The 22,837-nt window shown below is 67.9% G+C and carries 21 protein-coding genes; 16 read left to right on the plus strand and 5 right to left on the minus strand.

Annotated features, from left to right (window positions below):
* Positions 1-20: 20 nt before the first annotated feature.
* Together SZ55_RS06770 and SZ55_RS06775 are read right to left on the minus strand one after the other, a co-directional pair.
* On the minus strand, positions 21-917 hold the full coding sequence (locus SZ55_RS06770) for a heme/hemin ABC transporter substrate-binding protein (RefSeq protein WP_044403319.1): 897 nt from the start codon (positions 915-917) through the stop codon (positions 21-23).
* Between the two features lie 60 nt (positions 918-977).
* Complete coding sequence (locus tag SZ55_RS06775) at positions 978-2,036, minus strand: hemin-degrading factor (RefSeq protein ID WP_442963692.1); 1,059 nt, start codon at positions 2,034-2,036, stop codon at positions 978-980.
* A gap of 264 nt (positions 2,037-2,300) precedes the next feature.
* On the opposite strand from SZ55_RS06775, the gene SZ55_RS06780 reads away from it, so the two are divergent.
* Positions 2,301-2,636, plus strand: coding sequence for a Rieske (2Fe-2S) protein (locus SZ55_RS06780; RefSeq protein WP_044403321.1), 336 nt, complete (start codon positions 2,301-2,303; stop codon positions 2,634-2,636).
* On the opposite strand, the gene sfsA is transcribed toward SZ55_RS06780, so the two are convergent.
* Together sfsA and SZ55_RS06790 are read right to left on the minus strand one after the other, a co-directional pair.
* Positions 2,620-3,327: a DNA/RNA nuclease SfsA gene (gene sfsA, locus SZ55_RS06785; protein WP_044403323.1), complete on the minus strand. Its 708-nt coding sequence runs from the start codon at positions 3,325-3,327 to the stop codon at positions 2,620-2,622. The genes SZ55_RS06780 and sfsA overlap by 17 nt on opposite strands.
* Positions 3,324-4,502, minus strand: coding sequence for a pyridoxal phosphate-dependent aminotransferase (locus tag SZ55_RS06790; RefSeq protein WP_044403325.1), 1,179 nt, complete (start codon positions 4,500-4,502; stop codon positions 3,324-3,326). The genes sfsA and SZ55_RS06790 overlap by 4 nt, the downstream gene beginning before the upstream one ends.
* A gap of 194 nt (positions 4,503-4,696) precedes the next feature.
* On the opposite strand from SZ55_RS06790, the gene dksA reads away from it, so the two are divergent.
* The 11 genes from dksA to pgi all read left to right on the plus strand — a co-directional run bounded on the left by dksA (position 4,697) and on the right by pgi (position 17,238).
* Positions 4,697-5,140 (plus strand): RNA polymerase-binding protein DksA, encoded by a 444-nt coding sequence (gene dksA / locus SZ55_RS06795; protein WP_044403327.1) that lies wholly within the window; start codon positions 4,697-4,699, stop codon positions 5,138-5,140.
* A gap of 54 nt (positions 5,141-5,194) precedes the next feature.
* A complete protein-coding gene (gene gluQRS / locus SZ55_RS06800) occupies positions 5,195-6,082 on the plus strand; it encodes a tRNA glutamyl-Q(34) synthetase GluQRS (RefSeq protein WP_044403329.1) in 888 nt (295 codons plus the stop codon).
* 62 nt (positions 6,083-6,144) lie between these two features.
* Positions 6,145-6,321, plus strand: a complete 177-nt coding sequence (locus SZ55_RS27920; RefSeq protein WP_003095129.1) for a hypothetical protein — start codon at positions 6,145-6,147, stop codon at positions 6,319-6,321.
* Complete coding sequence (locus tag SZ55_RS06810; protein WP_044403331.1) at positions 6,305-9,259, plus strand: sensor histidine kinase; 2,955 nt, start codon at positions 6,305-6,307, stop codon at positions 9,257-9,259. Before SZ55_RS27920 ends, SZ55_RS06810 begins: the two co-directional genes overlap by 17 nt.
* 23 nt (positions 9,260-9,282) lie before the next feature.
* Positions 9,283-10,701, plus strand: coding sequence for a sigma-54-dependent transcriptional regulator (locus SZ55_RS06815; RefSeq protein ID WP_044403333.1), 1,419 nt, complete (start codon positions 9,283-9,285; stop codon positions 10,699-10,701).
* Positions 10,702-11,387: 686 nt separating this feature from the next.
* Positions 11,388-12,788 (plus strand): polynucleotide adenylyltransferase PcnB, encoded by a 1,401-nt coding sequence (locus tag SZ55_RS06820; RefSeq protein WP_044403335.1) that lies wholly within the window; start codon positions 11,388-11,390, stop codon positions 12,786-12,788.
* 1 nt (position 12,789) lies between these two features.
* Complete coding sequence (folK, locus tag SZ55_RS06825; protein ID WP_044403337.1) at positions 12,790-13,299, plus strand: 2-amino-4-hydroxy-6-hydroxymethyldihydropteridine diphosphokinase; 510 nt, start codon at positions 12,790-12,792, stop codon at positions 13,297-13,299.
* A gap of 103 nt (positions 13,300-13,402) precedes the next feature.
* Complete coding sequence (gene panB, locus SZ55_RS06830) at positions 13,403-14,203, plus strand: 3-methyl-2-oxobutanoate hydroxymethyltransferase (protein ID WP_044403339.1); 801 nt, start codon at positions 13,403-13,405, stop codon at positions 14,201-14,203.
* Positions 14,200-15,060, plus strand: coding sequence for a pantoate--beta-alanine ligase (panC, locus tag SZ55_RS06835; RefSeq protein WP_044403341.1), 861 nt, complete (start codon positions 14,200-14,202; stop codon positions 15,058-15,060). The genes panB and panC overlap by 4 nt, the downstream gene beginning before the upstream one ends.
* A 50-nt stretch (positions 15,061-15,110) precedes the next feature.
* On the plus strand, positions 15,111-15,491 hold the full coding sequence (gene panD, locus SZ55_RS06840) for an aspartate 1-decarboxylase (protein WP_003457244.1): 381 nt from the start codon (positions 15,111-15,113) through the stop codon (positions 15,489-15,491).
* An 82-nt stretch (positions 15,492-15,573) separates the two neighbouring features.
* Entirely contained in the window at positions 15,574-17,238 is a 1,665-nt protein-coding gene (pgi, locus tag SZ55_RS06845) for a glucose-6-phosphate isomerase (RefSeq protein ID WP_044403350.1), read from the plus strand.
* Between the two features lie 33 nt (positions 17,239-17,271).
* Here the strand turns inward: pgi and SZ55_RS06850 are convergent, their stop codons facing one another.
* Positions 17,272-18,237 carry a GlxA family transcriptional regulator gene (locus SZ55_RS06850; RefSeq protein WP_044403352.1) on the minus strand — a complete coding sequence of 322 codons (966 nt, stop codon included), beginning with the start codon at positions 18,235-18,237 and terminating at the stop codon, positions 17,272-17,274.
* Between the two features lie 108 nt (positions 18,238-18,345).
* Between SZ55_RS06850 and SZ55_RS06855 the strand changes: the two genes are divergently transcribed.
* The 4 genes from SZ55_RS06855 to SZ55_RS06870 form a co-directional block, all read left to right on the plus strand.
* The gene (locus SZ55_RS06855; protein WP_044403353.1) at positions 18,346-19,410 is read left to right on the plus strand and encodes a DJ-1/PfpI family protein; all 1,065 of its coding nucleotides are present in this window, start codon (positions 18,346-18,348) and stop codon (positions 19,408-19,410) included.
* A gap of 63 nt (positions 19,411-19,473) precedes the next feature.
* Positions 19,474-21,411, plus strand: coding sequence for an acetate--CoA ligase (acs, locus tag SZ55_RS06860; protein WP_044403355.1), 1,938 nt, complete (start codon positions 19,474-19,476; stop codon positions 21,409-21,411).
* Between the two features lie 117 nt (positions 21,412-21,528).
* Positions 21,529-22,404 (plus strand): oxygenase MpaB family protein, encoded by an 876-nt coding sequence (locus tag SZ55_RS06865; protein WP_044403357.1) that lies wholly within the window; start codon positions 21,529-21,531, stop codon positions 22,402-22,404.
* A gap of 88 nt (positions 22,405-22,492) precedes the next feature.
* A partial coding sequence (locus tag SZ55_RS06870) for a beta-ketoacyl synthase N-terminal-like domain-containing protein (RefSeq protein WP_044403359.1) occupies positions 22,493-22,837 on the plus strand: 345 nt, incomplete at its 3' end.

The raw sequence follows: 22,837 nt of genomic DNA on the forward strand, positions 1-22,837 counted from the left end.
GCGTGGCGACAACACGGGCTTCATGGGGTGGCTCGGTGCTCAGCATCCGGGGCGGGGGCCTGAGGATAAAAGCCGGCGGACAACGCCGCCAGCGCATCCGGCAGCCGGGGGCCCAGTCCGCCCACCAGCAAGGTCGGGTCCAGCATCAGGAAGCGGCCCGCGCGCCCGGCCCGGGTGAGCGCCAGGGTGGGGTTCTGGCGCAGCAGCGCCTCCCGCGCGGCTTCGCCCACCAGCGCCCGGTCGGCCACGACGACCACCTCCGGGTCGAGGGCCGCCAATGCCTCGTTGGACAGGGCCTTGTAGCCGGAATGATCGGCCACGTTGAAGCCACCGGCGCGCTCGATCATCCAGGCGCCCGAGGTGCCCTTGCCAGCCGCCAGCGGGTTGCTGCCGGCATGCCCCACCAGCAGCAGCACGCGTGGCGCAGTCTGTTTTCCCTGGGCCTCGCGGACATGGGCCGCCAGGCTGTCCAGCCGCGCCACATAGTCGATCCGGGCTTGCTCAGCCCGTGCAGAGTCACCGAGCAACGCGCCCAGGCGTTCGAGGGTGTGGGCCAGAGCCGCCAGTTCCGGCTGCGAGGACAGCTGCTCTACCTGCACCCCGGCCGCCTTCACCTGCGCCAGCACCGGCGGCGGCCCCATTTCTTCGGTGCCCACCAGCAGCTCGGGGCGCAGGGACAGCAGCCCTTCCGCCGCCAGCTGCCGCTGGTAGCCGACGCTGGGCAGGCGCTTGAGGCGCTCCGGGTGCTGGCTGGTGGTGTCGACGCCGACCAGCCGCGGTTCGCCCCCCAGCGCCACCACCCATTCGCTGACCGCCCCTCCCGCGCTCACCCAGCGCTGGGGCAGGGCATCGGCCGACGCCAGGGAACAGAAAAGCAGGCCGGCACAAAGGCCGGCGAGGTGTCTCGGGGCGGGCATATCGACTCCTTATGTAGCAGTGCAGGCCCCGGACCCGGGGCGTCATGAAAGAGGGCCGGGTCAGCGCGCCGGCACCGACTCGGCGAGGGCGCGCCAGTCCGGGCGCTCGGGCTGGCCAGGCTTGCGGGCGCCGAACAGTTGCAGCACCAGCTCGCCCCCGGCGTCGAAGGCTTCCCAACTGGTGATCACACCGTCGCTGCTGGGCTTGCGCACCCGCCACAGTTCGATGACACCGGTGGTTTGCAGGTGCAGGTTGAAATCCGCGTCGAGGACGTTGAACCAGCTGTCCATCCAGCGCAGGTTCTGCACCGGGCCGGTGTGGATCTGGATGCAGTGGCGGTTACCGACGAACACCATCACCGGTACCGCCTGCTCGGCGACCCGCTCCAGCAGGCGCGGCAACTCGGCCGGGGCCAGCGGCTCGGCCCATTCGGCGCCCGCCAGGCGCAGGGCCTGGGTGCGCGCGGCGCCGTGCTGCTTGAGCAGGGCGAAGAAGTGATGGGTGTCCTTCAGGTTGGCCCAGCCCGCCTGCAGGCTGGCGACGTCGATCGCCGCATCGGGCCGGGGCGGCTCGGCCTCCGGCAGCGGCTGCAGGTCCAGCTCGGCGCACTGCGCCTCGGCACGGAAGCGCTCCACCAGCGGCGCCCAGGCAGAAACTTCGCTGCGCTCGGTCAGGAAGACCTTGTGCACCGCCATGCCCTGCCTGTCGAACACCTGCAGGCTGCGCTGGGTGCCGCGCGGGGTGTCCTCGGCGATGGCGAACACACTGGCCCAGCCCGCCAGGAACAGCCGCAGGTCGATATCGGGCGACACCACCAGCCCCATCTGGCCATTGCCGCTGATCGTCACCTCGCGGTACGGGCCATGGCGCTCGTGGACGCAGTGCTCATTGCGGGTCAGCGCCATCACCGGACCCAAGGCTTCCAGGGCCGGCAGCAGCACCGGCCACTCCGGGCGCAGGCGCACCGCGTCGACACCCAGGCGCGCGGCGACCAGTTCGGCCTCGCTGACGCCCAGCTGGCGAGCGGCATCGCGGGCGCGCAGGTGGGGCTGCTCCCCGCGCAGCGCCTGCCAGGCCTGGTAGAGGGGAGAACGCGTGGGGGCAACGGACGGCATCATCGAAGGGCTCCTCTAATCACGGATCAACCGGGCGGCGAAAGATGGGCACCGCGCACAAATTGATAATTATTTGCATTTGCAAGTCAAGGGACGTAAGGTGCGCCCCGACCTGACTTCGACGCCTTCTGCAGTGACATGACGAACGAGCAGGCTGCCGACGGTAAAGAATCCGTGTCCCTTTCCTTTCAAGCGCAAGGACGCGCTCCCCTCTTGGCGACTTCCGGCGGTGCGGGATAATGCCTCCCCGTGATGGAGGTGCCCTTGATGAAATGGCTGTGCGAACCCGGCGCCCTGGCGGAAGGCCAGAGCCGCGGGATGACGGTGGACGATAGGAAGCTGCTGCTGGTACGCCGGGACGGGCAGGTCTACGCCTACGAGAATCGCTGCCCGCATCGGGGGATCCCGCTGGAATGGCAGCCGGACCAGTTCCTCGATGCCAGCGGCAGCCTGATCCAGTGCGCCACCCACGGTGCGCTGTTCCTGATCGAGACCGGTGAATGCGTTACCGGCCCCTGCGTGGGCCAGGCGTTGCGCGCCCTGCCCTGCCGGGAGGACGGACAGGGCATCTGGCTGGAGGCTACGCCTACAGCTGCAGGCTGAGGCGGCGGGTCAACACCATGCCTTCGGGGCTCAACTCCGCGCCGTAGGCCAGTACCTCCACCCCGGCCTCGTGGGCATCAGCCAGGGCCTGGGCGTAGTGCGGGTCGATCTCCCGTGCCGGCCGCACGGCGTCGATGCCGGAGAGGTTCACGCAATACAGCTGCACGGCACGGGTCCCCTCCCGCGCTAGGTGCGCCAGCTCCCGCAGGTGCTTGGCACCCCGGGTGGTTACTGCATCGGGGAAGGCCGCGACGGGCGTGCCCTCGAAGCCGAGGGTGACGCTCTTCACCTCGACGTAGAGCGCACCCGTGGGGTAGTCGAGGCGGAAGTCGGCACGGCTGTTCTCCACGCCATAAGCGACTTCCCGCTTCAGCGCAGTGAACCCCGCCAGTTCGGGGATCCGCCCCGCCAGCAAGGCCTCCTCCACCAGCGGGTTGGCCCGCGCGGTGTTGATGCAGGCCAGGCGGCCCTGTGGCGTCTCCACCAGCTCCCAGGTCCCGGGCAACTTGCGCCGGGGATCGTTGGAACGGCTGAACCACACCCGACAGCCTTCGCTCATGCAATTGAGCATCGAACCGGTGTTCGGGCAGTGGATCGTCAACTGCTCCCCCTGGGCGGTCTCGATGTCGGCCAGGAAGCGCTTGTAGCGCCGCAGCAGCCGGCCCTCTTCAAGCGGCGGATCGAACCTCACGCTCGCGCCGCCCAGCTCTGCAGGCCACGGGCGATGCGCGCGACCGCCTCTTCCAGGCGCGGCAGGCTCTGGGTGTAGGCGAAGCGCACGTGCTGGCCGGCCAGGTGCCGGCCGAAATCCAGGCCGGGGGTGAAGGCGACATGCTCGGTCTCGATGAAGTGCTGGCAGAACGCATAGGCGTCCTGGGTGAAGGCCGAAACGTCTGCATATAGATAGAAGGCCCCTTCCGGCTCGACGGCGATCCCGAAGCCCAGCTCGCGCAGGGCGGGCAGCAGGTAGTCGCGGCGGCGGGCGAACTCGGCGCGACGCGCCTCCAGGATCGCCAGGGTGTCCTCGCGGAAGCAGGCCAGCGCGGCGTGCTGGGCCATCGAGGGTGCGCTGATGTAGAGGTTCTGCGCCAGCTTTTCCAGCTCCGGTACCGCTTCCCGCGGGGCGACCAGCCAACCCAGGCGCCAACCGGTCATGCCGAAGTACTTGGAGAAGCTGTTGAGCACGAAGGCGTCGTCATCCACCTCCAGCACGCTGGCGGCGTCCACGCCATAGGTGAGGCCGTGGTAGATCTCGTCCACCACGAGGTGTCCGCCCAATCCCCGGAGGCTGTCGGACAGTGCCGCCAGCTCGTCCCGGTGCAGCAGTGTGCCGGTGGGGTTGGCCGGCGAGGCCACCAGGGCGCCGACGCTCTGGGCATCCCAGTGGCGCTCCACCAGGTGCGGGGTCAGTTGGTAACGGGTCTCGGGGCCCACCGGCACCAGCTGGGCCGCGCCCTCCACTAGGCGCAGGAAGTGCCGGTTGCAGGGGTAGCCGGGGTCGGCCAGCAGCCAGTGCCGGCCCGGGTCGACCAGCAGGCTCGAAGCCAGCAGCAGCGCGCCCGAGCCGCCGGGGGTGATGAGGATGCGCTCGGGGTCGATGTCCAGCCCGTAGCGCTGCCCGTAGAAGCCAGCGATGGCGCGGCGCAGCTCCGGCAGGCCACGGGCCGCGGTGTACCTCGTATGCCCGGCGGCCAGCGCGGCCTGCCCGGCCTCGACGATGGGGGCGGCGGTGGTGAAGTCCGGTTCGCCGATCTCCAGGTGGATCACGTCGTGCCCTTCGGCCTGCAACTCGTTGGCGCGGGCCAGCAGCGCCATGACGTGGAAGGGTTCTATGGCACGGCTGCGTGCACTGTATGACTGGGCCATCGGCCTTCCCTCATCGACACAAAGCGCGGATTCTAACCAATGCTTCGGGACGCCCGCAGCAACCGCGATAACTGGGAGTGGCGTGGCCTGAACCGTTCTGGTAAGTTCGCCCGCTTGCAGCCGCAGGGCCGGCAGTGTCGGCGACGGACCAGCTTCCTGCGAAATGGATTAGAGAAAGTGAGAGGCGGCCATTCATGCCCACCAAAGCTAAGCAAACGAGCAGCCAACTGATCCGTGGTTTCGAGCCCTATCAGGAAACCAAGGGTGAGGAGTACATGAGCGACCGCATGCGCGCTCACTTCACCAATATCCTCAACAGGTGGAAGGTCGAGTTGATGGAAGAGGTCGACCGCACCGTCCACCACATGCAGGACGAAGCGGCCAACTTCCCCGATCCGGCCGACCGCGCCAGCCAGGAAGAAGAATTCAGCCTGGAACTGCGTGCCCGTGACCGCGAGCGCAAGCTGATCAAGAAGATCGACGAGACCCTCCAGCTGATCGAAGACAACGAGTACGGCTGGTGCGATTCCTGCGGCGTCGAGATCGGCATCCGCCGCCTCGAAGCGCGCCCCACCGCCACCCTCTGCATCGATTGCAAGACCCTGGCGGAAATCAAGGAAAAGCAACTCGGTTCCTGATCCCAGAACGGGGCGCTACGGCGCCCCGTTTCGTTTCAACAGGCTCACGCCCGCATGCCTCCGTCTTCCTACGTCGGCCGCTTCGCTCCAACCCCCAGCGGCTACCTGCACTTCGGCTCCCTGGTTGCCGCCCTCGCCTCCTACCTCGATGCCCGCGCTGTCGGCGGTCGCTGGCTGCTGCGCATGGAAGACCTGGACCCGCCCCGCGAGATGCCGGGTGCCCAGGTGGCAATCCTCTCCACGCTGGAGGCCTACGGTTTCGAATGGGACGGTGAGCTGGTGCGCCAGAGCGACCGCCACGACGCCTACGCCCAGGTGATCGACCGGCTCTTCGCCCAGGGGCTGGCCTACGCCTGCACCTGCTCGCGCAAGCAGCTCGAAGGCCATCACGGCATCTACCCCGGCTTCTGCCGCAACGCCTGCCACGCCCAGGCCGATGCGGCCATACGCCTGCGCGTACCGGAGCTGGTCTACCGCTTCACCGACCGGGTGCAGGGCCTGTACCAGCAGCAACTGGGCCGCGAGGTGGGGGACTTCGTCATCCGCCGTCGCGACGGCCTCTATGCCTACCAGTTGGCCGTGGTGCTGGACGATGCCTGGCAAGGCATCACCGACGTGGTGCGCGGCGCCGACCTGCTGGACTCAACGCCACGCCAGCTGTACCTGCAGGAGCTGCTGGGCCTGTCGCAGCCACGCTACCTGCACGTGCCGCTGATCATCCAGCCGGACGGCCACAAGCTCGGCAAGTCCTACCGCTCGCCGCCCCTGCCGGCCGACCGTGCCGCACCACTGCTGGCCCGCGCCCTGCGTGCCCTCGGCCAGCAGCCACCGGAAGACCTCGCCGGCGGCACGCCCCGCGAAGCCCTGGACTGGGGCATCGCCCACTGGGACGCCACGCGCATCCCCCGCACCCGCACCCTGGCCGAAGCCCAGCTGCGCTGAGCGCACTCGCACCGGCACGGGGCATTCGCTACCATCGCCGCACCCTCGATGTGAGATGCGGCATGTATATCTACCGACTGGTACTGCTCCTGGTGGTGGGGATCTACCTGTTTTCCCCGGCCATCATGGACTGGTGGATCGACCCCAACGGGGCCTGGTATCGCCCCTACCTGCTCTGGCTGATCCTGATCGTGGTGACCTTCATCCTGCAGAGTCAACGCGATGCTGACGAGCTTTAGCCTGAGCCAGCTGATCCTCATCAGCGCGGCCTACCTCTTTGCCCTGTTCGGAGTCGCCTGGTTGAGCGATCGCGGTTTCGTTCCGCGTCGCATCGTCCGCCACCCGCTCACCTACACCCTGTCCCTCGGCGTGTACGCCAGTGCCTGGGCCTTCTACGGCACGGTGGGGCTGGCCTACCAGTACGGCTACGGCTTCTTGGCCAGCTACCTGGGCATCTCCGGGGCCTTCCTGCTGGCGCCGGTGCTGCTCTACCCGATCCTGCGGATCACCCGCACCTACCAGCTCTCGTCCCTGGCCGACCTGTTCGCCTTCCGCTTCCGCAGCACCTGGGCCGGGGCACTGACCACCCTGTTCATGCTGATCGGCGTACTGCCCCTGCTGGCCCTGCAGATCCAGGCGGTGGCCGACTCCATCGGCATCCTCACCCGCGAGCCGGTGCACGACAGGGTCGCCCTGGGCTTCTGCGCGCTGATCACGCTGTTCACCATCCTCTTCGGCGCGCGCCACATCGCCACGCGGGAGAAGCACGAGGGGCTGGTGTTCGCCATCGCCTTCGAGTCACTGGTGAAGCTGACCGCCCTCGGCGGCATCGGCCTCTATGCGCTCTACGGCGTGTTCGGCGGACCTCACGAACTGGAGCTGTGGCTGCTGCAGAACCAGGCGGCGCTCTCGACGCTGCACACCCCCCTGCAGGAAGGCCCGTGGCGCACGCTGCTGCTGGTGTTCTTTGCCTCGGCCATCGTCATGCCGCACATGTACCACATGACCTTCACCGAGAACCTCAATCCCCGCGCCATGGTCAGCGCCAGCTGGGGGCTGCCACTGTTCCTGCTGCTGATGAGCCTGGCGGTACCGCTGATCCTCTGGGCCGGCCTCAAGCTCGGCGCCACCACCAACCCGGAATACTTCACCCTGGGCCTGGGCATTGCAGTGAACAGCGATGCCCTCGCCTTGCTGGCCTACATCGGCGGGCTCTCTGCCGCCAGCGGCCTGATCATCGTGCTGACCCTGGCGCTCTCCGGCATGGCACTGAACCACCTGGTGCTGCCGCTCTACCAACCGCCGTCGGAAGGCAACATCTACCGCTGGCTGAAGTGGACCCGCCGGGCGCTGATCGTCGCCATCATCATGGCCGGCTACGGCTTCTATCTATTGCTCGGCGCCGAGCAGGACCTGTCGAACCTGGGCATCGTCGCCTTCGTCGCCACCCTGCAGTTCCTTCCCGGCGCGCTCTCGGTGCTGTACTGGCCGACCGCCAACCGCCGGGGCTTCATCGCCGGCTTGATGGCGGGCATCGGCGTGTGGATGTTCTCCATGCTGCTGCCCCTGCTGGGCAACCTGCAGGGCATCTACGTGCCGCTGTTCAACGCCATCTACGTGCTCGACGACACCAGCTGGCACATCGCGGCCATCGCCTCGCTGGCGGCCAACGTGCTGGTGTTCACCCTGGTCTCGCTGTTCACCGAGGCCAGCCCCGAGGAACGTGGTGCCGCCGAGGCCTGCGCCGTGGACAACGTGCGCCGACCGCAACGCCGCGAACTGGTGGCAGCCTCACCCCAGGAGTTCTCCGAGCAACTGGCCAAGCCGCTGGGTGCGAAGACCGCACAGAAGGAGGTGGAGCAGGCCCTGCGCGACCTTCACCTGCCGTTCGACGAACGCCGCCCCTACGCCCTGCGCCGCCTGCGCGACCGCATCGAAGCCAACCTCTCCGGGCTGATGGGGCCGAGCGTGGCACAGGACATCGTGGAGACCTTCCTGCCGTACAAATCCGGCAGCGAGGGCTACGTCACCGAGGACATCCACTTCATCGAGAGCCGCCTGGAGGACTACCACTCCCGGCTCACCGGCCTGGCCGCCGAGCTCGACGCCTTGCGCCGCTACCACCGCCGCACGCTGCAGGAGCTGCCGATGGGGGTGTGCTCGCTGGCCAAGGACCAGGAAATCCTCATGTGGAACCGCGCCATGGAGGAGCTGACCGAGATTCCCGCGCAGCGCGTGGTCGGCTCGCGGCTCTCCGCCATCAGCGATCCCTGGCGGGGCCTGCTGGAAAGCTTCATCAGCCAGCCCGACGAACACCTGCACAAGCAGCGCCTGCCGCTGGAAGGCCAGGTGCGCTCGCTGAACCTGCACAAGGCCGCCATCGACGAGCCACTGGCCCCCGGTAACAGTGGCCTGGTGGTGCTGGTGGAAGACGTGACCGACACGCTGCTGCTGGAAGACAAGCTGGTGCACTCCGAGCGGCTGGCGTCCATCGGCCGCCTGGCCGCCGGGGTCGCCCACGAGATCGGCAACCCCATCACCGGCATCGCCTGCCTGGCGCAGAACCTGCGGGAAGAGCGCGAGGGCGACGCCGAGCTGACCGAGATCAGCGGGCAGATCCTCGAGCAGACCAAACGGGTGTCGCGCATCGTGCAGTCGCTCATGAGCTTCGCCCACGCCGGCGCCCGCCAGCAGGCCACGGAACCGGTGTGCCTGGCGGACGTCGCCCAGGAAGCCATCGGCCTGCTGTCCCTGAACAGGCGCAGCGTCGATGTGCAGTTCTTCAACCTCTGCGACCCGCACCACATCGTCGAGGGTGACCCCCAGCGCCTGGCCCAGGTGCTGATCAACCTGCTGTCCAACGCCCGCGACGCCTCGCCCGAGGGCGGTGCGATCCGCGTGCGCAGCGCCATCTCCGACCATGCCGTGGAGCTGATCGTGGAGGACGAAGGCAGCGGGATTCCCAAGGCGATCATGGACCGGCTGTTCGAGCCCTTCTTCACCACCAAGGACCCCGGCAAGGGGACCGGGCTGGGGCTTGCGCTGGTCTATTCAATCGTGGAAGAGCATTATGGCCACATCACCATAGAAAGCCCGGCCGACCCCGAGCAGCAGCGCGGCACCCGTTTCAGGGTGACACTGCCACGCTTCGCCGAAGCGCCCAGCGCTGCCATCTGAGACTGTCGAGAGAGCTGAACCGAATGCCACATATCCTGATCGTCGAAGACGAAACCATCATCCGTTCCGCCTTGCGCCGCCTGCTCGAGCGCAACCAGTACCAGGTCAGTGAAGCCGGGTCTGTCCAGGAGGCCCAGGAGCGCTACAGCATCCCCGGTTTCGACCTCATCGTCAGCGACCTGCGCCTGCCCGGCGCCCCCGGTACCGAACTGATCAAGCTGGCCCAGGGCACCCCGGTGCTGATCATGACCAGCTACGCCAGCCTGCGCTCGGCGGTGGACTCGATGAAGATGGGCGCGGTGGATTACATCGCCAAGCCCTTCGACCACGACGAAATGCTCCAGGCCGTCGCCCGCATCATCAAGGACCGCCAGGAGAACAAGGCGGCCCCAGCCGAACGTGCCCCGGCCCACACCCAGGAGAAGAGCAGCGCGCCTCAGGCCGATGGCGAAATCGGCATCATCGGCTCCTGCTCCGCCATGCAGGAGCTCTACAGTAAGATCCGCAAGGTCGCCCCCACCGACTCCACGGTGCTCATCCAGGGCGAATCCGGGACCGGCAAGGAACTGGTGGCCCGTGCCCTGCACAACCTCTCCCGCCGTGCCAAGGCGCCGATGATCTCGGTGAACTGCGCAGCCATTCCCGAAACCCTGATCGAATCCGAACTCTTCGGTCACGAGAAGGGCGCCTTCACCGGCGCCACCGCCGGCCGCGCTGGCCTGGTCGAAGCGGCCGACGGCGGCACGCTGTTCCTCGACGAAATCGGCGAGTTGCCCCTGGAAGCCCAGGCGCGCCTGCTGCGGGTGTTGCAGGAAGGCGAGATCCGCCGTGTCGGCTCGGTCCAGTCGCAGAAGGTAGATGTGCGCCTGATTGCCGCCACCCACCGCGACCTCAAGACGCTGGCCAAGACCGGCCAGTTCCGCGAAGACCTCTATTACCGCCTCCACGTCATCTCCCTGAAGCTGCCCGCGCTGCGCGAACGCGGTAACGACGTGATCGAAATCGCCCGCGCCTTCCTGGCGCGCCAGTGCACCCGCATGGGGCGCGAAGAGCTGCGCTTCGCCCACGACGCGGAACAAGCCATCCGCCACTACTCCTGGCCCGGTAACGTGCGTGAACTGGAGAACGCCATCGAGCGTGCGGTGATTCTCTGCGAGAGCCCGGATATCTCGGCAGACCTGCTGGGCATCGACATCGAGCTGGCCGACCTGGAGGACGACGACTTCCTCGACGGCCCCACCCAGGCCACGGCCGCCAGCACCCACGAACCCACGGAAGACCTGTCCCTCGAGGACTACTTCCAGCATTTCGTCCTCGAGCATCAGGACCACATGACCGAGACCGAACTGGCCCGCAAGCTGGGCATCAGCCGCAAATGCCTGTGGGAACGCCGCCAGCGCCTGGGCATCCCCCGGCGCAAATCGGGGGCTGCCACCTCCTGACCGCCCGAGGTTGCGCGTGACCGTGGGAACGGTTAGGAGTTCCCCAGGCTGTTACCGCAAAAACCTCTCGTAACAAAAGCCGGGTGAGTCGGTAACGGAAACCCGGCTTTTTTGTACCTCACCGCCATGCCCTGTTTTACGCAATTCGTTGATTTTAAAGGATTTTCAAAAGTTGGCACGGCAACTGCTTTATCTCTGGCACAACAACAATAAAAACCGTAGTAACCCCACAACAAGAACAATACGCACCGACTCCAGCACAACAAGAACAAAACCGCGGAGGCGCAGCTAACTGATTCTTTTGGAGAGGAGTTGCCATTGGGGCTCGCCCCACGACCAGGCCGAGAACAATAAAACTGCTTACTCAGGCAGCACCCGAACTGGTTGGATCGAATGATCACGGCACCATCAGCATCCAAAGCAATCCGTTTGCTCTTGACCCTCGATTCGAGGGCATATCCAGAGATCACGAATCTGCTGGTACGGGTCAAACAAAAAGAACAGCAAGCCCGGCTCAATAATAAAAACAAAGCACGCACCAGTTTGGGGGGGAGCTTCGGCTCCCCCAGTAGCTTTGACACACTCCCGCCGCTTCCTTCACCATCCCCCCGCCCAGTGCTAGAATCCGCGCCCATCGTGCGGTCTCTCATTCGTTCCGGCCGCCCATCCCACACACAGTGCCTCCCATGCTGAAGAAGCTGATCCAGTCCTTTCGCTCTCCCCTGCGCCGCACCCAGCATCCCCGCAGCACACCTGAAGTCCTGAGCAACCGCCAGCACGCGCTGGACCGCGCGGACATCAGCCGTAACGCGGTGAACGTCGTGGAACGCCTGCAGAAGGCGGGCTACCAGGCCTACCTGGTCGGCGGCTGCGTCCGTGACCTCATGCTGGGCCTGGACCCTAAAGACTTCGATGTCGCCACCAACGCGACCCCCGAGCAGGTGCGTGCCGAGTTCCGCAATGCCCGGGTGATCGGCCGCCGCTTCAAGCTGGTCCATGTGCATTTCGGCCGGGAAATCATCGAGACCGCGACCTTCCGCGCCAACCACCCCCAGGGTGATGACGAAGACAGCAACCAGTCCTCGCGCAACGAAAGCGGCCGCATCCTGCGTGACAACGTCTACGGCAACCAGGAAGAAGACGCGCAACGCCGCGACTTCACCATCAATGCCCTCTATTACGACCCGGTCACCGAGCGCGTGCTCGACTACGCCCACGGCGTGCACGACATCCGCAACCGCCTGATCCGCCTGATCGGCGACCCCGAACAGCGCTACTTGGAAGACCCGGTGCGCATGCTGCGAGCCGTACGCTTCGCCGCCAAGCTGGGCTTCGAGATCGAGAAGCACAGCGCCGCACCGATCCGTCGCCTGGCCCCCATGCTGCGGGACATCCCCTCCGCACGCCTGTTCGACGAAGTCCTCAAGCTGTTCCTCGGCGGCAAGGCCGAGCGCACCTTCGAACTGCTGCTGGAGTACGACCTCTTCGCCCCGCTGTTCCCGGCGGCCGCCGCCTCCCTGGAGCGCGACCCCGAGTACGCTGGCGCCCTGATCCGCCAGGCCCTGGCCAACACCGACGAGCGCATCCGCCTCGGCAAGCCGGTCACCCCGGCCTTCCTCTTCGCCGCCCTGCTCTGGCCGGCCCTGCCCGTCCGTGCCGCCCTGCTGCAGGAAAAGGGCATGCCGCCGATCCCGGCGATCCAGGAAGCCGCCCACGGCCTGATCCTCGAGCAGTGCCAGCGCACCGCCATTCCCAAGCGTTTCACTATCCCGATCCGCGAGATCTGGGACATGCAGGAGCGCCTGCCCCGCCGCAGCGGCAAGCGTGCCGACCTGCTGCTGGAGAACCCCCGCTTCCGCGCCGGCTACGACTTCCTCCTGCTGCGTGAAAGCGCGGGCGAGGAAACCGGCGGCCTGGGCGACTGGTGGACCGACTACCAGGACGCCAGCGACAGCGAACGCCGCGCCATGATCCGCGACCTCAGCAGCCGCGACGAAGGCGGTGCCGCACCGCGCAAGCGTCGCCGTGGCGGCGGCCGTCGCAAGCGCGGCCCCCGCAGCGAAGGCAGCGCCCCGGCTGGCGAATAAGATGGAGCGCGTCTACATCGGGCTGGGCAGCAACCTGTCGGACCCGGCCAGCCAGCTGCGCAATGCCCTGGCGGGCCTGGCCGCCCTCCCCGGCACGCAGCTCAGCGCCGTGTCGTCCCTCTACAGCAGCGACCCCCTCGGCCCACCGGACCAGCCCCGCTACAGCAATGCCGTTGCCGCGCTGGACACCGACCTCGCCCCCCTGGACCTGCTCGACGCCCTGCAGGCCATCGAACTGTCCCAGGGGCGCGTACGCAAGGACGAGCGCTGGGGCCCGCGCACCCTCGACTTGGACATCCTGCTGTTCGGCCAGCGGCAGATCGACGAGCCGCGCCTGCAGGTCCCCCACTACCACATGCACGCCCGCGCCTTCGTGCTGTATCCCCTGGCCGAGATCGCACCCGACCTGCAACTGCCCGACGGCCGGCCGCTCCAGGCCCTGCTGGACGCCTGCCCCTACGCCGGGCTGGAGCGCATCGAGGGCCTTTCCGCGCTGGCGGTAACGCCGTAACAGCTCGGTAACACCTGCAATTGACACCATGCCCCCCCATCGGGACTATAAGCGTCCCGTTGCCCCGTACCGGTGCAGAATCGGTACCGATGAGGACGTTTTCATGCCTGATGTGACCCTGACCACCCTTCAAGAGCTGAAGCAGAAAGGCGAGAAAATCGCCATGCTCACGGCCTACGACGCGACCTTCGCCCAGGCCGCCAGCCAGGCGGGCGCCGACGTCCTGCTGGTGGGCGATTCCCTCGGCATGGTCCTGCAGGGCCATGACAGCACCCTGCCCGTCAGCGTCGCCGACATGGCCTACCACACCGCCGCCGTGAAGCGTGGCAACCAGGGCTCGCTGATCATCACCGACCTGCCGTTCATGGCCTACGCCACCCTGGAGCAGACCTTCGCCAACTGCGCCGCGCTGATGCAGGCCGGTGCGCACATGGTCAAGCTCGAAGGCGCCGCCTGGCTCGCCGAGCCCATCCGCCTGCTGGCCGAACGCGGCATCCCGGTCTGCGCCCACCTCGGCCTCACCCCCCAGGCGGTGAACATCCTCGGTGGCTACAAGGTGCAGGGCCGCCAGGAAGCCCAGGCGCGCCAGCTGCGTGCCGACGCCATGGCCCTGGAACAGGCCGGTGCCGCCATGCTGCTGCTGGAATGCGTGCCCAGCGAACTGGCCGCTGAAATCACCCAGTCGGTGAAGATCCCGGTCATCGGCATCGGCGCCGGCAGCGCCACCGACGGCCAGGTGCTGGTCCTGCACGACATGCTCGGCCTGTCCCTCACCGGCCGCACGCCCAAGTTCGTGAAGAACTTCATGGAAGGCCAGACCAGCATCCAGGGCGCCCTCGCCGCCTATGTACGCGCCGTCAAGGACGTCACCTTCCCCGCCGCCGAGCACGGATTCGCCGCATGATCACCGTCAAGACCGTCCGTGAACTGCGCGCGGCCGTTGCCCGTGCCCGCAGCGAAGGCAAGCGCATCGGCTTCGTGCCCACCATGGGCAACCTGCACTCGGGCCACGTCGCCCTGGTGGAGAAGGCCAGCCAGCGCGCCGACTTCGTGATCGCCAGCATCTTCGTCAACCCGCTGCAGTTCGGCCCCAGCGAAGACCTCGCCAAATACCCGCGCACCCTCGCCGCCGACCAGGAGAAGCTGGTGGCCGCCGGTTGCCACCTGCTGTTCCACCCCGACGTGGAAGAGATGTACCCCGACGGCATGGACGGCCAGACCCGCGTCAACGTCCCCCTCGTTTCCGAGGGCCTGTGTGGCGCCAGTCGCCCGGGCCACTTCGAAGGCGTCGCCACGGTGGTCAGCAAGCTGTTCAACATGGTCCAGCCGGACCTGGCCGTGTTCGGCGAGAAGGACTTCCAGCAGCTGGCGGTGATCCGCAAGCTGGTGCGCGACCTGAACATGCCCATCCAGATCATCGGCGAGCCCACCGTCCGTGCCGAGGACGGCCTCGCGCTGTCCTCTCGCAACGGCTACCTGGACGCCGCCCAGCGCGCCATCGCCCCGACCCTCTACGCCACCCTGCGCCAGCTGGCCGAGGGCGTCCGCGCCGGTCGCAGCGACCATGCCGCCCTGCTGGAGGAAGGCCGTAGCGCCCTCGCCGGCGCCGGTCTGCGTCCCGACTACCTGGAGCTGCGCGAATCGCATACCCTGCGCACCGCCCAGCCCGGCGACCGTCACCTGGTGCTCCTCGCCGCGGCCTACCTCGGTAACACCCGGCTGATCGACAACCTCGCCTTCAACCTCGACGACAACGCCTGACCCGTGCAGGGCCCCGCCCGAGGGCCCACCGGATAAACAAGGAAAACGCCATGCACGCCATCATGCTCAAGGCCAAGCTGCACCGTGCCGAAGTCACCCATGCCGTCCTCGACTACGAAGGCTCCTGCGCCATCGACGGCGAGTGGCTCGACCTCGCCGGCATCCGCGAGTACGAACAGATCCAGATCTACAACGTCGACAACGGCGAGCGCTTCACCACCTACGCCATCCGTGGCGAGAACGGCTCGCGGATGATCTCGGTCAACGGCGCCGCCGCGCACAAGGCTAAGGTGGGCGACCGCGTCATCATCTGCGCCTACGCCCACTACAGCGAGGCCGAGCTGGCCAACTTCAAGCCGCGCATGCTGTACATGGCCCCGGGCAACGAGCTCAGCCACACCAGCAATGCGATTCCCGTCCAGGTGGCCTGACGCCCACACGCTAGACTCCAAGCCCGGAACACTCCGGGCTTTTTAGTGTTCATACCCTCGATCACTGTTTGAAAGGCACCTCATGAACCACCACCTGACACCGCTCGACGTCACCCGCCTGGACAGCTGGAGCGCCCTGCGCGCGCACCGCGAGGAGCTCGCCGGGTTCAGCATGCGCCAGGCCTTCCAGGACGACGCCGAGCGCTTCAAGCGCTTCAGCCTCAGCGCCTGCGGCCTGCTGCTGGACTACTCGAAGAACCTGCTGCGCCCCGACACCCTCGCCCTGCTGGTGAAGCTCGCCGAGGAGGCCCAGCTGGGCGAAGCCATCCAGGCCATGTTCCGCGGCGAGATGATCAACGCCTCCGAGCGACGCCCGGTGCTGCACACCGCGCTGCGCCGGCCCATCGGCGACAAGGTGCGGGTGGACGGCAAGGACGTGATGCCCGAGGTGCACCGCGTGCTGCACCAGATGACCGAGCTGGTCGGCTACGTGCACAACGGCCTGTGGCGCGGCTACACCGAGAAGCCCATCACCGACGTGGTGAACATCGGCATCGGTGGCTCCTTCCTCGGCCCGCAGCTGGTGTCCGAAGCGCTGCTGCCGTTCGCCCAGAAGGGCGTGCGCTGCCACTACCTGGCCAACGTCGACGGCAGCGAATTCCGCGAGCTGGCCTGCAAGCTCAACGCCGAGACCACCCTGTTCATCGTCTCCAGCAAGTCCTTCGGCACCCTGGAGACCCTGAAGAACGCCCAGGCCGCCCGCGCCTGGTACCTGGCCCAGGGCGGCAGTGAGCAGGAGCTGTACCGCCACTTCATCGCCGTCTCCAGCAACAAGGAGGCCGCGCTGGCCTTCGGCATCCGCGAAGAGAACATCTTCCCGATGTGGGACTGGGTCGGCGGGCGCTACTCGCTGTGGTCGGCCATCGGCCTGCCGATCGCCATGTCCATCGGCATCTCCAACTTCAAGGAGCTGCTGTCCGGCGCCTACAGCATGGACCAGCACTTCCAGACCGCCCCCTTCGAACGCAACATTCCGGTCATCCTCGGCCTGCTCGGCGTCTGGTACAACGACTTCTGGGGCGCCCGCAGCCATGCGGTCCTGCCCTATGACTACTACCTGCGCAACTTCACCGACCACCTGCAGCAGCTGGACATGGAGTCCAACGGCAAGAGCGTGCGCCAGGACGGCACCCCGGTGACCGCCGGCACCGGCCCGGTGATCTGGGGTGGCGTCGGCTGCAACGGCCAGCACGCCTACCACCAGCTGCTGCACCAGGGCACCCACCTGATCCCGGCGGACTTCATCGTCCCGGTGTCCAGCTACAACCCGGTGGCCGACCACCACCAGTGGCTGTTCGCCAACTGCCTGTCCCAGAGCCAGGCGATGATGCTCGGCAAATCCCGCGAGGAGGCCGAGAACGAACTGCGCGCCAAGGGCCTGGACGAAGCCGAAGTGCAGCGCCTGGCGCCGCACAAGGTCATCCCCGGCAACCGCCCCAGCAACACCCTGGTGATGGAGCGCATCAGCCCCCGTCGCCTGGGCGCGCTGATCGCCATGTACGAGCACAAGGTGTACGTGCAGAGCGTGCTGTGGGGCATCAACGCCTTCGACCAGTGGGGCGTGGAGCTGGGCAAGGAGCTGGGCAAGGCGGTCTACTCGCGCCTGGTGGGCAGCGAAGAGAACCCCGCCGAAGACGGCTCCACCCAGGGCCTGATCGACTTCTTCCGCGGCCGTCACCGCGGTTGATCGAAGCACCCCGCCGCCCAGCGCGGCGGGGTGTCAGCGGCAAAAGCGCTCGCGGTACTCGCTGGGCGTTACCCCCAGAGCCTGGACGAAGGCGCGGCGCAGGTTGTACTCACTGCCGAAGCCGGTTTCCAGCGCCACCCGCTTCAACGCCCCCTCTCCCGCCTCCAGCAACCGACAGGCCTTCTCCAGCCGCAGCTGCAGCACCAGCCGCGCCGGCGTTATCCCCAGCTCATCCAGGCAATGCCGGTGCAGCGTGCGGGACGACACCGCCATCTGCGCCGCCAGCGTCTCCACATCCAGCGCCTCCCGCAGGTGCCCCCGCACCCAGTCCGCCAGCCGCTCCGCCAGGCTGCCCTGCCGGGCCTGCTGGGCCAGCAGCTCCGCACTGAACTGGCGCTGGCCACCCGGGCGCCGCAGGTACATCACCAGCCCCTTGGCCACCTGCAATGACAGCTCACGGCCGTGATCCGCCTCCACCAGGGCCAGGCACAGGTCCATGCCCGCCGTGACGCCAGCCGAGCTGTAGATGCGGCCCGCCTCCACGAAGAGGGACTCCTGCAGCACCTGCAGCCGAGGGAACAGGCGCTGCAGCAGCTCGGCATAGCGCCAGTGGGTCACCACCGGCCGCCCGTCCAGCAAGCCTGCCTGGGCCAAGAGGAAGGCCCCGGTGCACACCGAGCCGCAACGTGCGGCGGCAGGCGCCACAGCGGCCAACCAGCGCGCCAGCGCGCCCCCACCCATCGCACGCTGCACGCCATGCCCACCCGCCACCAGCAGCGTTGCCCCGGCCAGCTCATCGGCGGCCGGCAGGGGCTCCGTCATCAGCGCCAGGCCCGTGCTGGAGCGCACCAGCCCACCCTCGGGCGACAGCAGCCTGAGGGCATAGCCCTCGCCCTTGGGCAGTGCCTCGCTGGCCGCCGCGAACACCTCCGCCGGCCCGGTCGCATCGAGCAGCTGGAAGTCCGGAAACACCACGAGCACCACCTGATGGCCGGCCATGCCACACCCCTCGGAACAGACGGAAAAAGTTGGCAGATATTCACCCATCGACGTCATTCACGACAGTCTGCCGATCCGCAGACTGTGACCCACTGACGGAGAACACCCATGCGCACCCTGCTGCTGATCCTCGCAAGCCTGCTGTTAACCACCCCGGCCCTGGCGGACGACGCCCTGCCGCCCTACCACCCCCGCTTCGGGCGGACGCAGCCGGTGATCGCTGTGGTCGCCGAGAACGGCATGACCGAACTGGTGGATCTCCTCGTGCCCTTCTCGGTACTCAGCCGCGCCCAGGTGGGCGAGGTGATCGCCCTGTCCACCCAGCCCGGCCCCGTGCAGCTGATGCCGGCACTGCGGATGCGCGCCCAGGCAACCGTCGATGCCTTCGAACAGCGCTACCCGGACGGGGCGGACTATCTCATCGTCCCTGCCGTGCACCACAGCGACGACCCGCGCCTCACCCGCTTCGTCGCCGAACAGGCGGCACGGGGCGCCACCGTTGTCGGCATCTGCGATGGCGTGCTGGTGCTGGGCCAGGCCGGCCTGCTGGACGGCCGCCGGGCCACCGGGCACTGGTACTCCCGCGACGAACGGCAGGCCGACTACCCGCGCACCCAGTGGCAGGAGGACCGCCGCTACCTGGCCGACGGCAACCTCGTCACCACCTCCGGCGTCAGCGCTGCACTGCCCGCCTCCCTGGCCCTGGTGGCGGCCATCGCCGGGGACGAAAAGGCCCACGCCGTCGGCCGCGAGATCGGTGTGGAGCGCTGGTCCGCCGAGCACCACAGCCTCGGCTTCGCCCTCGGCCCCCGGGGCTACCTGACCGCCGCCGGCAACTGGCTGCTGCCCTGGCGCCAGGAGACCCTGGCCGTGACGCTGGCCCCCGGGATGGACGAAGCGGCCCTGGCACTGCAGGTGGATGCCTGGGCCCGGACCTTCCGCACCCGCGTGGTGGGCAGCGCCAGCACGCCCGTCACCAGCCTCCACGGCCTGGAGCTGCTGCCCGATGCCGCCGAAGCCGAGGACACCGTCGAACTGCCTGCCCCCCAGGCCCTGCCCGGTGCCGTACTGGACGAAGCCCTGCAGGCCATCGACGCACGCTACGGCAGCGCCACTGCAGACGTGGTCGCAGCCCAGCTGGAATATCCCTACAAGCCCCTTCGCGCCCCTTGAAGGCGGCCCGGCGTTGCAGGCAACCTTGTCGCCATCTCGGCAAACAACAACAAGGAATTCGCCATGTACGAGATCAGCCTTCACCCCGTGCCTGAAGACGTGCGCCAACGCGCCCATATCGACAACGACACCTACCAGCGCCTCTATCGCCAATCCGTGGATGAGCCCCAGACCTTCTGGAGCGAGCAGGCCACCCGCTTCCTCCACTGGTTCAAACCCTGGGACGAGCTGCACCACAGCGACCTCGCCAAGGGCGAAGCGCGCTGGTTCAAGGGCGGCAAGCTGAACGTCGCCTACAACTGCATCGACCGCCACCTGGACACCCGCGCCGAGCAGATCGCGATCATCTGGGAAGGCGACAACCCCACCGAATCCGCCCACATCACCTACCGCAAGCTGCACAGCAACGTCTGCCGCCTGGCCAACGTGCTCAAGGCGCGGGGCGTGAAGAAGGGTGACCGGGTGTGCATCTACATGCCGATGGTGCCCGAGGCCGCCTACGCCATGCTGGCCTGCGCCCGCATCGGTGCCGTGCACTCGGTGGTGTTCGGCGGCTTCTCCCCGGACTCCCTGCGCGACCGCATCCTCGATGCCGACTGCCGTGCCGTGATCACCGCCGACGAAGGCGTGCGCGGCGGCAAGTACGTGCCGCTGAAGCAGAACGTCGACAAGGCGCTGAAGGAGTGCCCGGACGTGTCCACCGTGGTCGTGGTGCAACGCACCCAGGGCGAGGTGGGCTGGGTGGAAGGCCGCGACCTCTGGTACCACGAGGCCCTGCAAGGCGCCGCCGAGGCCTGCGAACCGGAATGGATGGACGCCGAAGACCCGCTGTTCATCCTCTACACCTCCGGCTCCACCGGCAAACCCAAGGGCGTGCTGCACACCACCGGCGGCTACCTGCTGGGCGCGGCGATGACCCACAAGTACGTGTTCGACTACCACGAGGGTGACATCTACTGGTGCACCGCCGACGTCGGCTGGGTCACCGGCCACAGCTACATCGTCTACGGCCCGCTGGCCAACGGCGCCACCACCCTGGTGTTCGAGGGCGTGCCCAGCTACCCGGATGCCTCGCGCTTCTGGCAGGTGATCGACAAGCACAAGGTCAACATCTTCTACACCGCGCCCACCGCCCTGCGCGCCCTCATGCGCGAAGGCGAGGAGCCGGTGCGCCGCACCGACCGCAGCAGCCTGCGCCTGCTCGGCAGCGTCGGCGAGCCGATCAACCCGGAAGCCTGGGAGTGGTACTACAACGTGGTCGGCGAGCGCCGCTGCCCCATCGTCGACACCTGGTGGCAGACCGAGACCGGCAGCATCCTCATCACCCCCCTGCCCGGCGCCACTGCCCTCAAGCCCGGTTCCGCCACCCGGCCGTTCTTCGGCGTGCAGCCGGTGCTGCTGGATGAGAAGGGCCACGAGATCGAAGGCCCCGGCTCCGGCGTCCTGGCCATCAAGGCCAGCTGGCCGAGCCAGATCCGCACCGTCTACGGCGACCACAAGCGGATGATCGAGACCTACTTCTCCGCCTACCCCGGCTACTACTTCACCGGCGACGGCGCCCGCCGCGACGAGGACGGCTACTACTGGATCACCGGCCGCGTCGACGACGTGATCAACGTCTCCGGCCACCGCATCGGCACCGCCGAAGTGGAAAGCGCCCTGGTGCTGCACGATGCCGTGGCCGAAGCCGCCGTGGTGGGCTACCCCCACGACCTCAAGGGCCAGGGCATCTACGCCTTCGTCACCCCGATGAAGGGGCTGGAGCCCAGCGAGGAGTTGAAGAAAGAACTGCTCGCCCTGGTCAGCAAGGAGATCGGCAGCTTCGCCAAGCCCGAGCTGATCCAGTGGGCCCCCGGCCTGCCGAAGACCCGCTCCGGCAAGATCATGCGGCGCATCCTGCGCAAGATCGCCTGCAACGAGCTGGAGAACCTGGGCGACACCTCGACCTTGGCCGACCCTTCGGTCGTGCAGAACCTGATCGACGCCCGCCTCCACCGCTGACCGCGCTCCACCCGCGCCCGGCCGTCGCAAGGCGGTCGGGCGTTTTCATTCCGGCACCGGGCCTGCGAGATGCCGCTGCTTGTAGCGGAGCGCGAGTACGCTGTAGCGTTGCCCGCCATGAACCTCATACGCACCCGCATCGAACGCCAGATCCACAGCCTCACCGGCGCCTCCCTCGGCCTGCTCGACCTGGAGAACCCCAGGGGCGACCCCGGCCTGTTCGGCCCCGACTCCGTGGTCTGGCGGGTACACGGCGACTTCACCTCGATGATGACCGGCGGCATCAGTGCCCTGCTGCTGCAGATGCTGCACCCCCTGGCGCTGGCCGGCGTGTGGGACCACTCCAACTTCCGCGAGGACATGCTCGGCCGCCTGCGCCGCACCAGCCTGTTCATCTCCGGTACCACCTATGCCGGCCGCGAGGATGCCGAGCGGCTGATCGAGAAGGTGAAGACCATCCACCTGCAGGTGACGGGCACCGCCCCGGATGGTCGGCCCTATGCCGCCAGCGATCCCGACCTGCTGACCTGGGTGCACGTGGCGGAAGTCAGCTGCTTCCTCCAGGGCTACCTGGCCTACCTCGACCCGACCCTCTCCCCGACCGACCAGGACCGCTACTACGACGAGATCGCCCTGGTGGCCGAACGCCTGGGCGCCCGCGACGTGCCGCGCTCGCGCCAGGCCATCGCCGCCTACCTGGAGCGGATGCGCCCGCAGCTGCTGTGCGACGACCGCACCCGCGAGGTGGTCCGCCTGCTGCGCAACGCCCCGGCCCCCAGCGCCCTGGCCAAGCCGGTCGGCCACCTGATGATGCAGGGCGGGATCGCCCTGCTGCCCGACTGGGCACAAAGGCTGCTGGGCCTGGAACTGCCCGCCTGGCAGCGACCGCTGGTGCACAGCGGCGTGCAACGCACCGCCTCCATGGTGCGCTGGGCCATGCGCGACAGCGCCGCGCACAAGGCCCGACGGCGCATGGGGCTGCCCACGTACTGAGTGACTGGTTGGCGCACGTTCGCTGTGCGACCATTGCAACCCTTCCGGTCACAGACTGATCTGCTCCGCTGATTCGAGGACTTGATACATGCAAGACGTCGTCATCGTTGCCGCCACCCGTACCGCCGTCGGCAGCTTCCAGGGCTCGCTGGCCAACATCCCCGCGCCGGAGCTGGGCGCCGCCGTGATCCGCCAGTTGCTGGCCCAGACCGGCCTCGACGGGGCCCAGGTCGACGAGGTCATCCTCGGCCAGGTGCTCACCGCAGGCTCCGGCCAGAACCCCGCCCGCCAGGCCGCCATCCTCGCCGGGCTGCCCCACGCGGTGCCGGCCCTGACCCTGAACAAGGTCTGCGGCTCCGGCCTCAAGGCCCTGMACCTCGCGGCCCAGGCCATTCGCTGCGGCGATGCCGAGGTGGTGATCGCCGGCGGCCAG

The organism is Pseudomonas sp. FeS53a (assembly GCF_000931385.1).
Classification (GTDB): Bacteria; Pseudomonadota; Gammaproteobacteria; order Pseudomonadales; family Pseudomonadaceae; genus Metapseudomonas; species Metapseudomonas otitidis.

Bases quoted from the DNA above. Each gene is read 5' to 3' on its own strand.
- SZ55_RS27920 (WP_003095129.1), top strand. From the start codon at position 6,145: ATGTATATCTACCGACTGGTACTGCTCCTGGTGGTGGGGATCTACCTG.
- SZ55_RS06770 (WP_044403319.1), bottom strand. From the start codon at position 917: ATGCCCGCCCCGAGACACCTCGCCGGCCTTTGTGCCGGCCTGCTTTTC.
- SZ55_RS06775 (WP_442963692.1), bottom strand. From the start codon at position 2,036: ATGATGCCGTCCGTTGCCCCCACGCGTTCTCCCCTCTACCAGGCCTGG.
- SZ55_RS06815 (WP_044403333.1), top strand. From the start codon at position 9,283: ATGCCACATATCCTGATCGTCGAAGACGAAACCATCATCCGTTCCGCC.
- acs (WP_044403355.1), top strand. From the start codon at position 19,474: ATGTACGAGATCAGCCTTCACCCCGTGCCTGAAGACGTGCGCCAACGC.
- panD (WP_003457244.1), top strand. From the start codon at position 15,111: ATGCACGCCATCATGCTCAAGGCCAAGCTGCACCGTGCCGAAGTCACC.
- SZ55_RS06790 (WP_044403325.1), bottom strand. From the start codon at position 4,502: ATGGCCCAGTCATACAGTGCACGCAGCCGTGCCATAGAACCCTTCCAC.
- SZ55_RS06810 (WP_044403331.1), top strand. From the start codon at position 6,305: ATGCTGACGAGCTTTAGCCTGAGCCAGCTGATCCTCATCAGCGCGGCC.
- panC (WP_044403341.1), top strand. From the start codon at position 14,200: ATGATCACCGTCAAGACCGTCCGTGAACTGCGCGCGGCCGTTGCCCGT.
- panB (WP_044403339.1), top strand. From the start codon at position 13,403: ATGCCTGATGTGACCCTGACCACCCTTCAAGAGCTGAAGCAGAAAGGC.
- SZ55_RS06865 (WP_044403357.1), top strand. From the start codon at position 21,529: ATGAACCTCATACGCACCCGCATCGAACGCCAGATCCACAGCCTCACC.
- SZ55_RS06850 (WP_044403352.1), bottom strand. From the start codon at position 18,237: ATGGCCGGCCATCAGGTGGTGCTCGTGGTGTTTCCGGACTTCCAGCTG.
- gluQRS (WP_044403329.1), top strand. From the start codon at position 5,195: ATGCCTCCGTCTTCCTACGTCGGCCGCTTCGCTCCAACCCCCAGCGGC.
- SZ55_RS06780 (WP_044403321.1), top strand. From the start codon at position 2,301: ATGAAATGGCTGTGCGAACCCGGCGCCCTGGCGGAAGGCCAGAGCCGC.
- SZ55_RS06820 (WP_044403335.1), top strand. From the start codon at position 11,388: ATGCTGAAGAAGCTGATCCAGTCCTTTCGCTCTCCCCTGCGCCGCACC.
- folK (WP_044403337.1), top strand. From the start codon at position 12,790: ATGGAGCGCGTCTACATCGGGCTGGGCAGCAACCTGTCGGACCCGGCC.
- dksA (WP_044403327.1), top strand. From the start codon at position 4,697: ATGCCCACCAAAGCTAAGCAAACGAGCAGCCAACTGATCCGTGGTTTC.
- pgi (WP_044403350.1), top strand. From the start codon at position 15,574: ATGAACCACCACCTGACACCGCTCGACGTCACCCGCCTGGACAGCTGG.
- SZ55_RS06855 (WP_044403353.1), top strand. From the start codon at position 18,346: ATGCGCACCCTGCTGCTGATCCTCGCAAGCCTGCTGTTAACCACCCCG.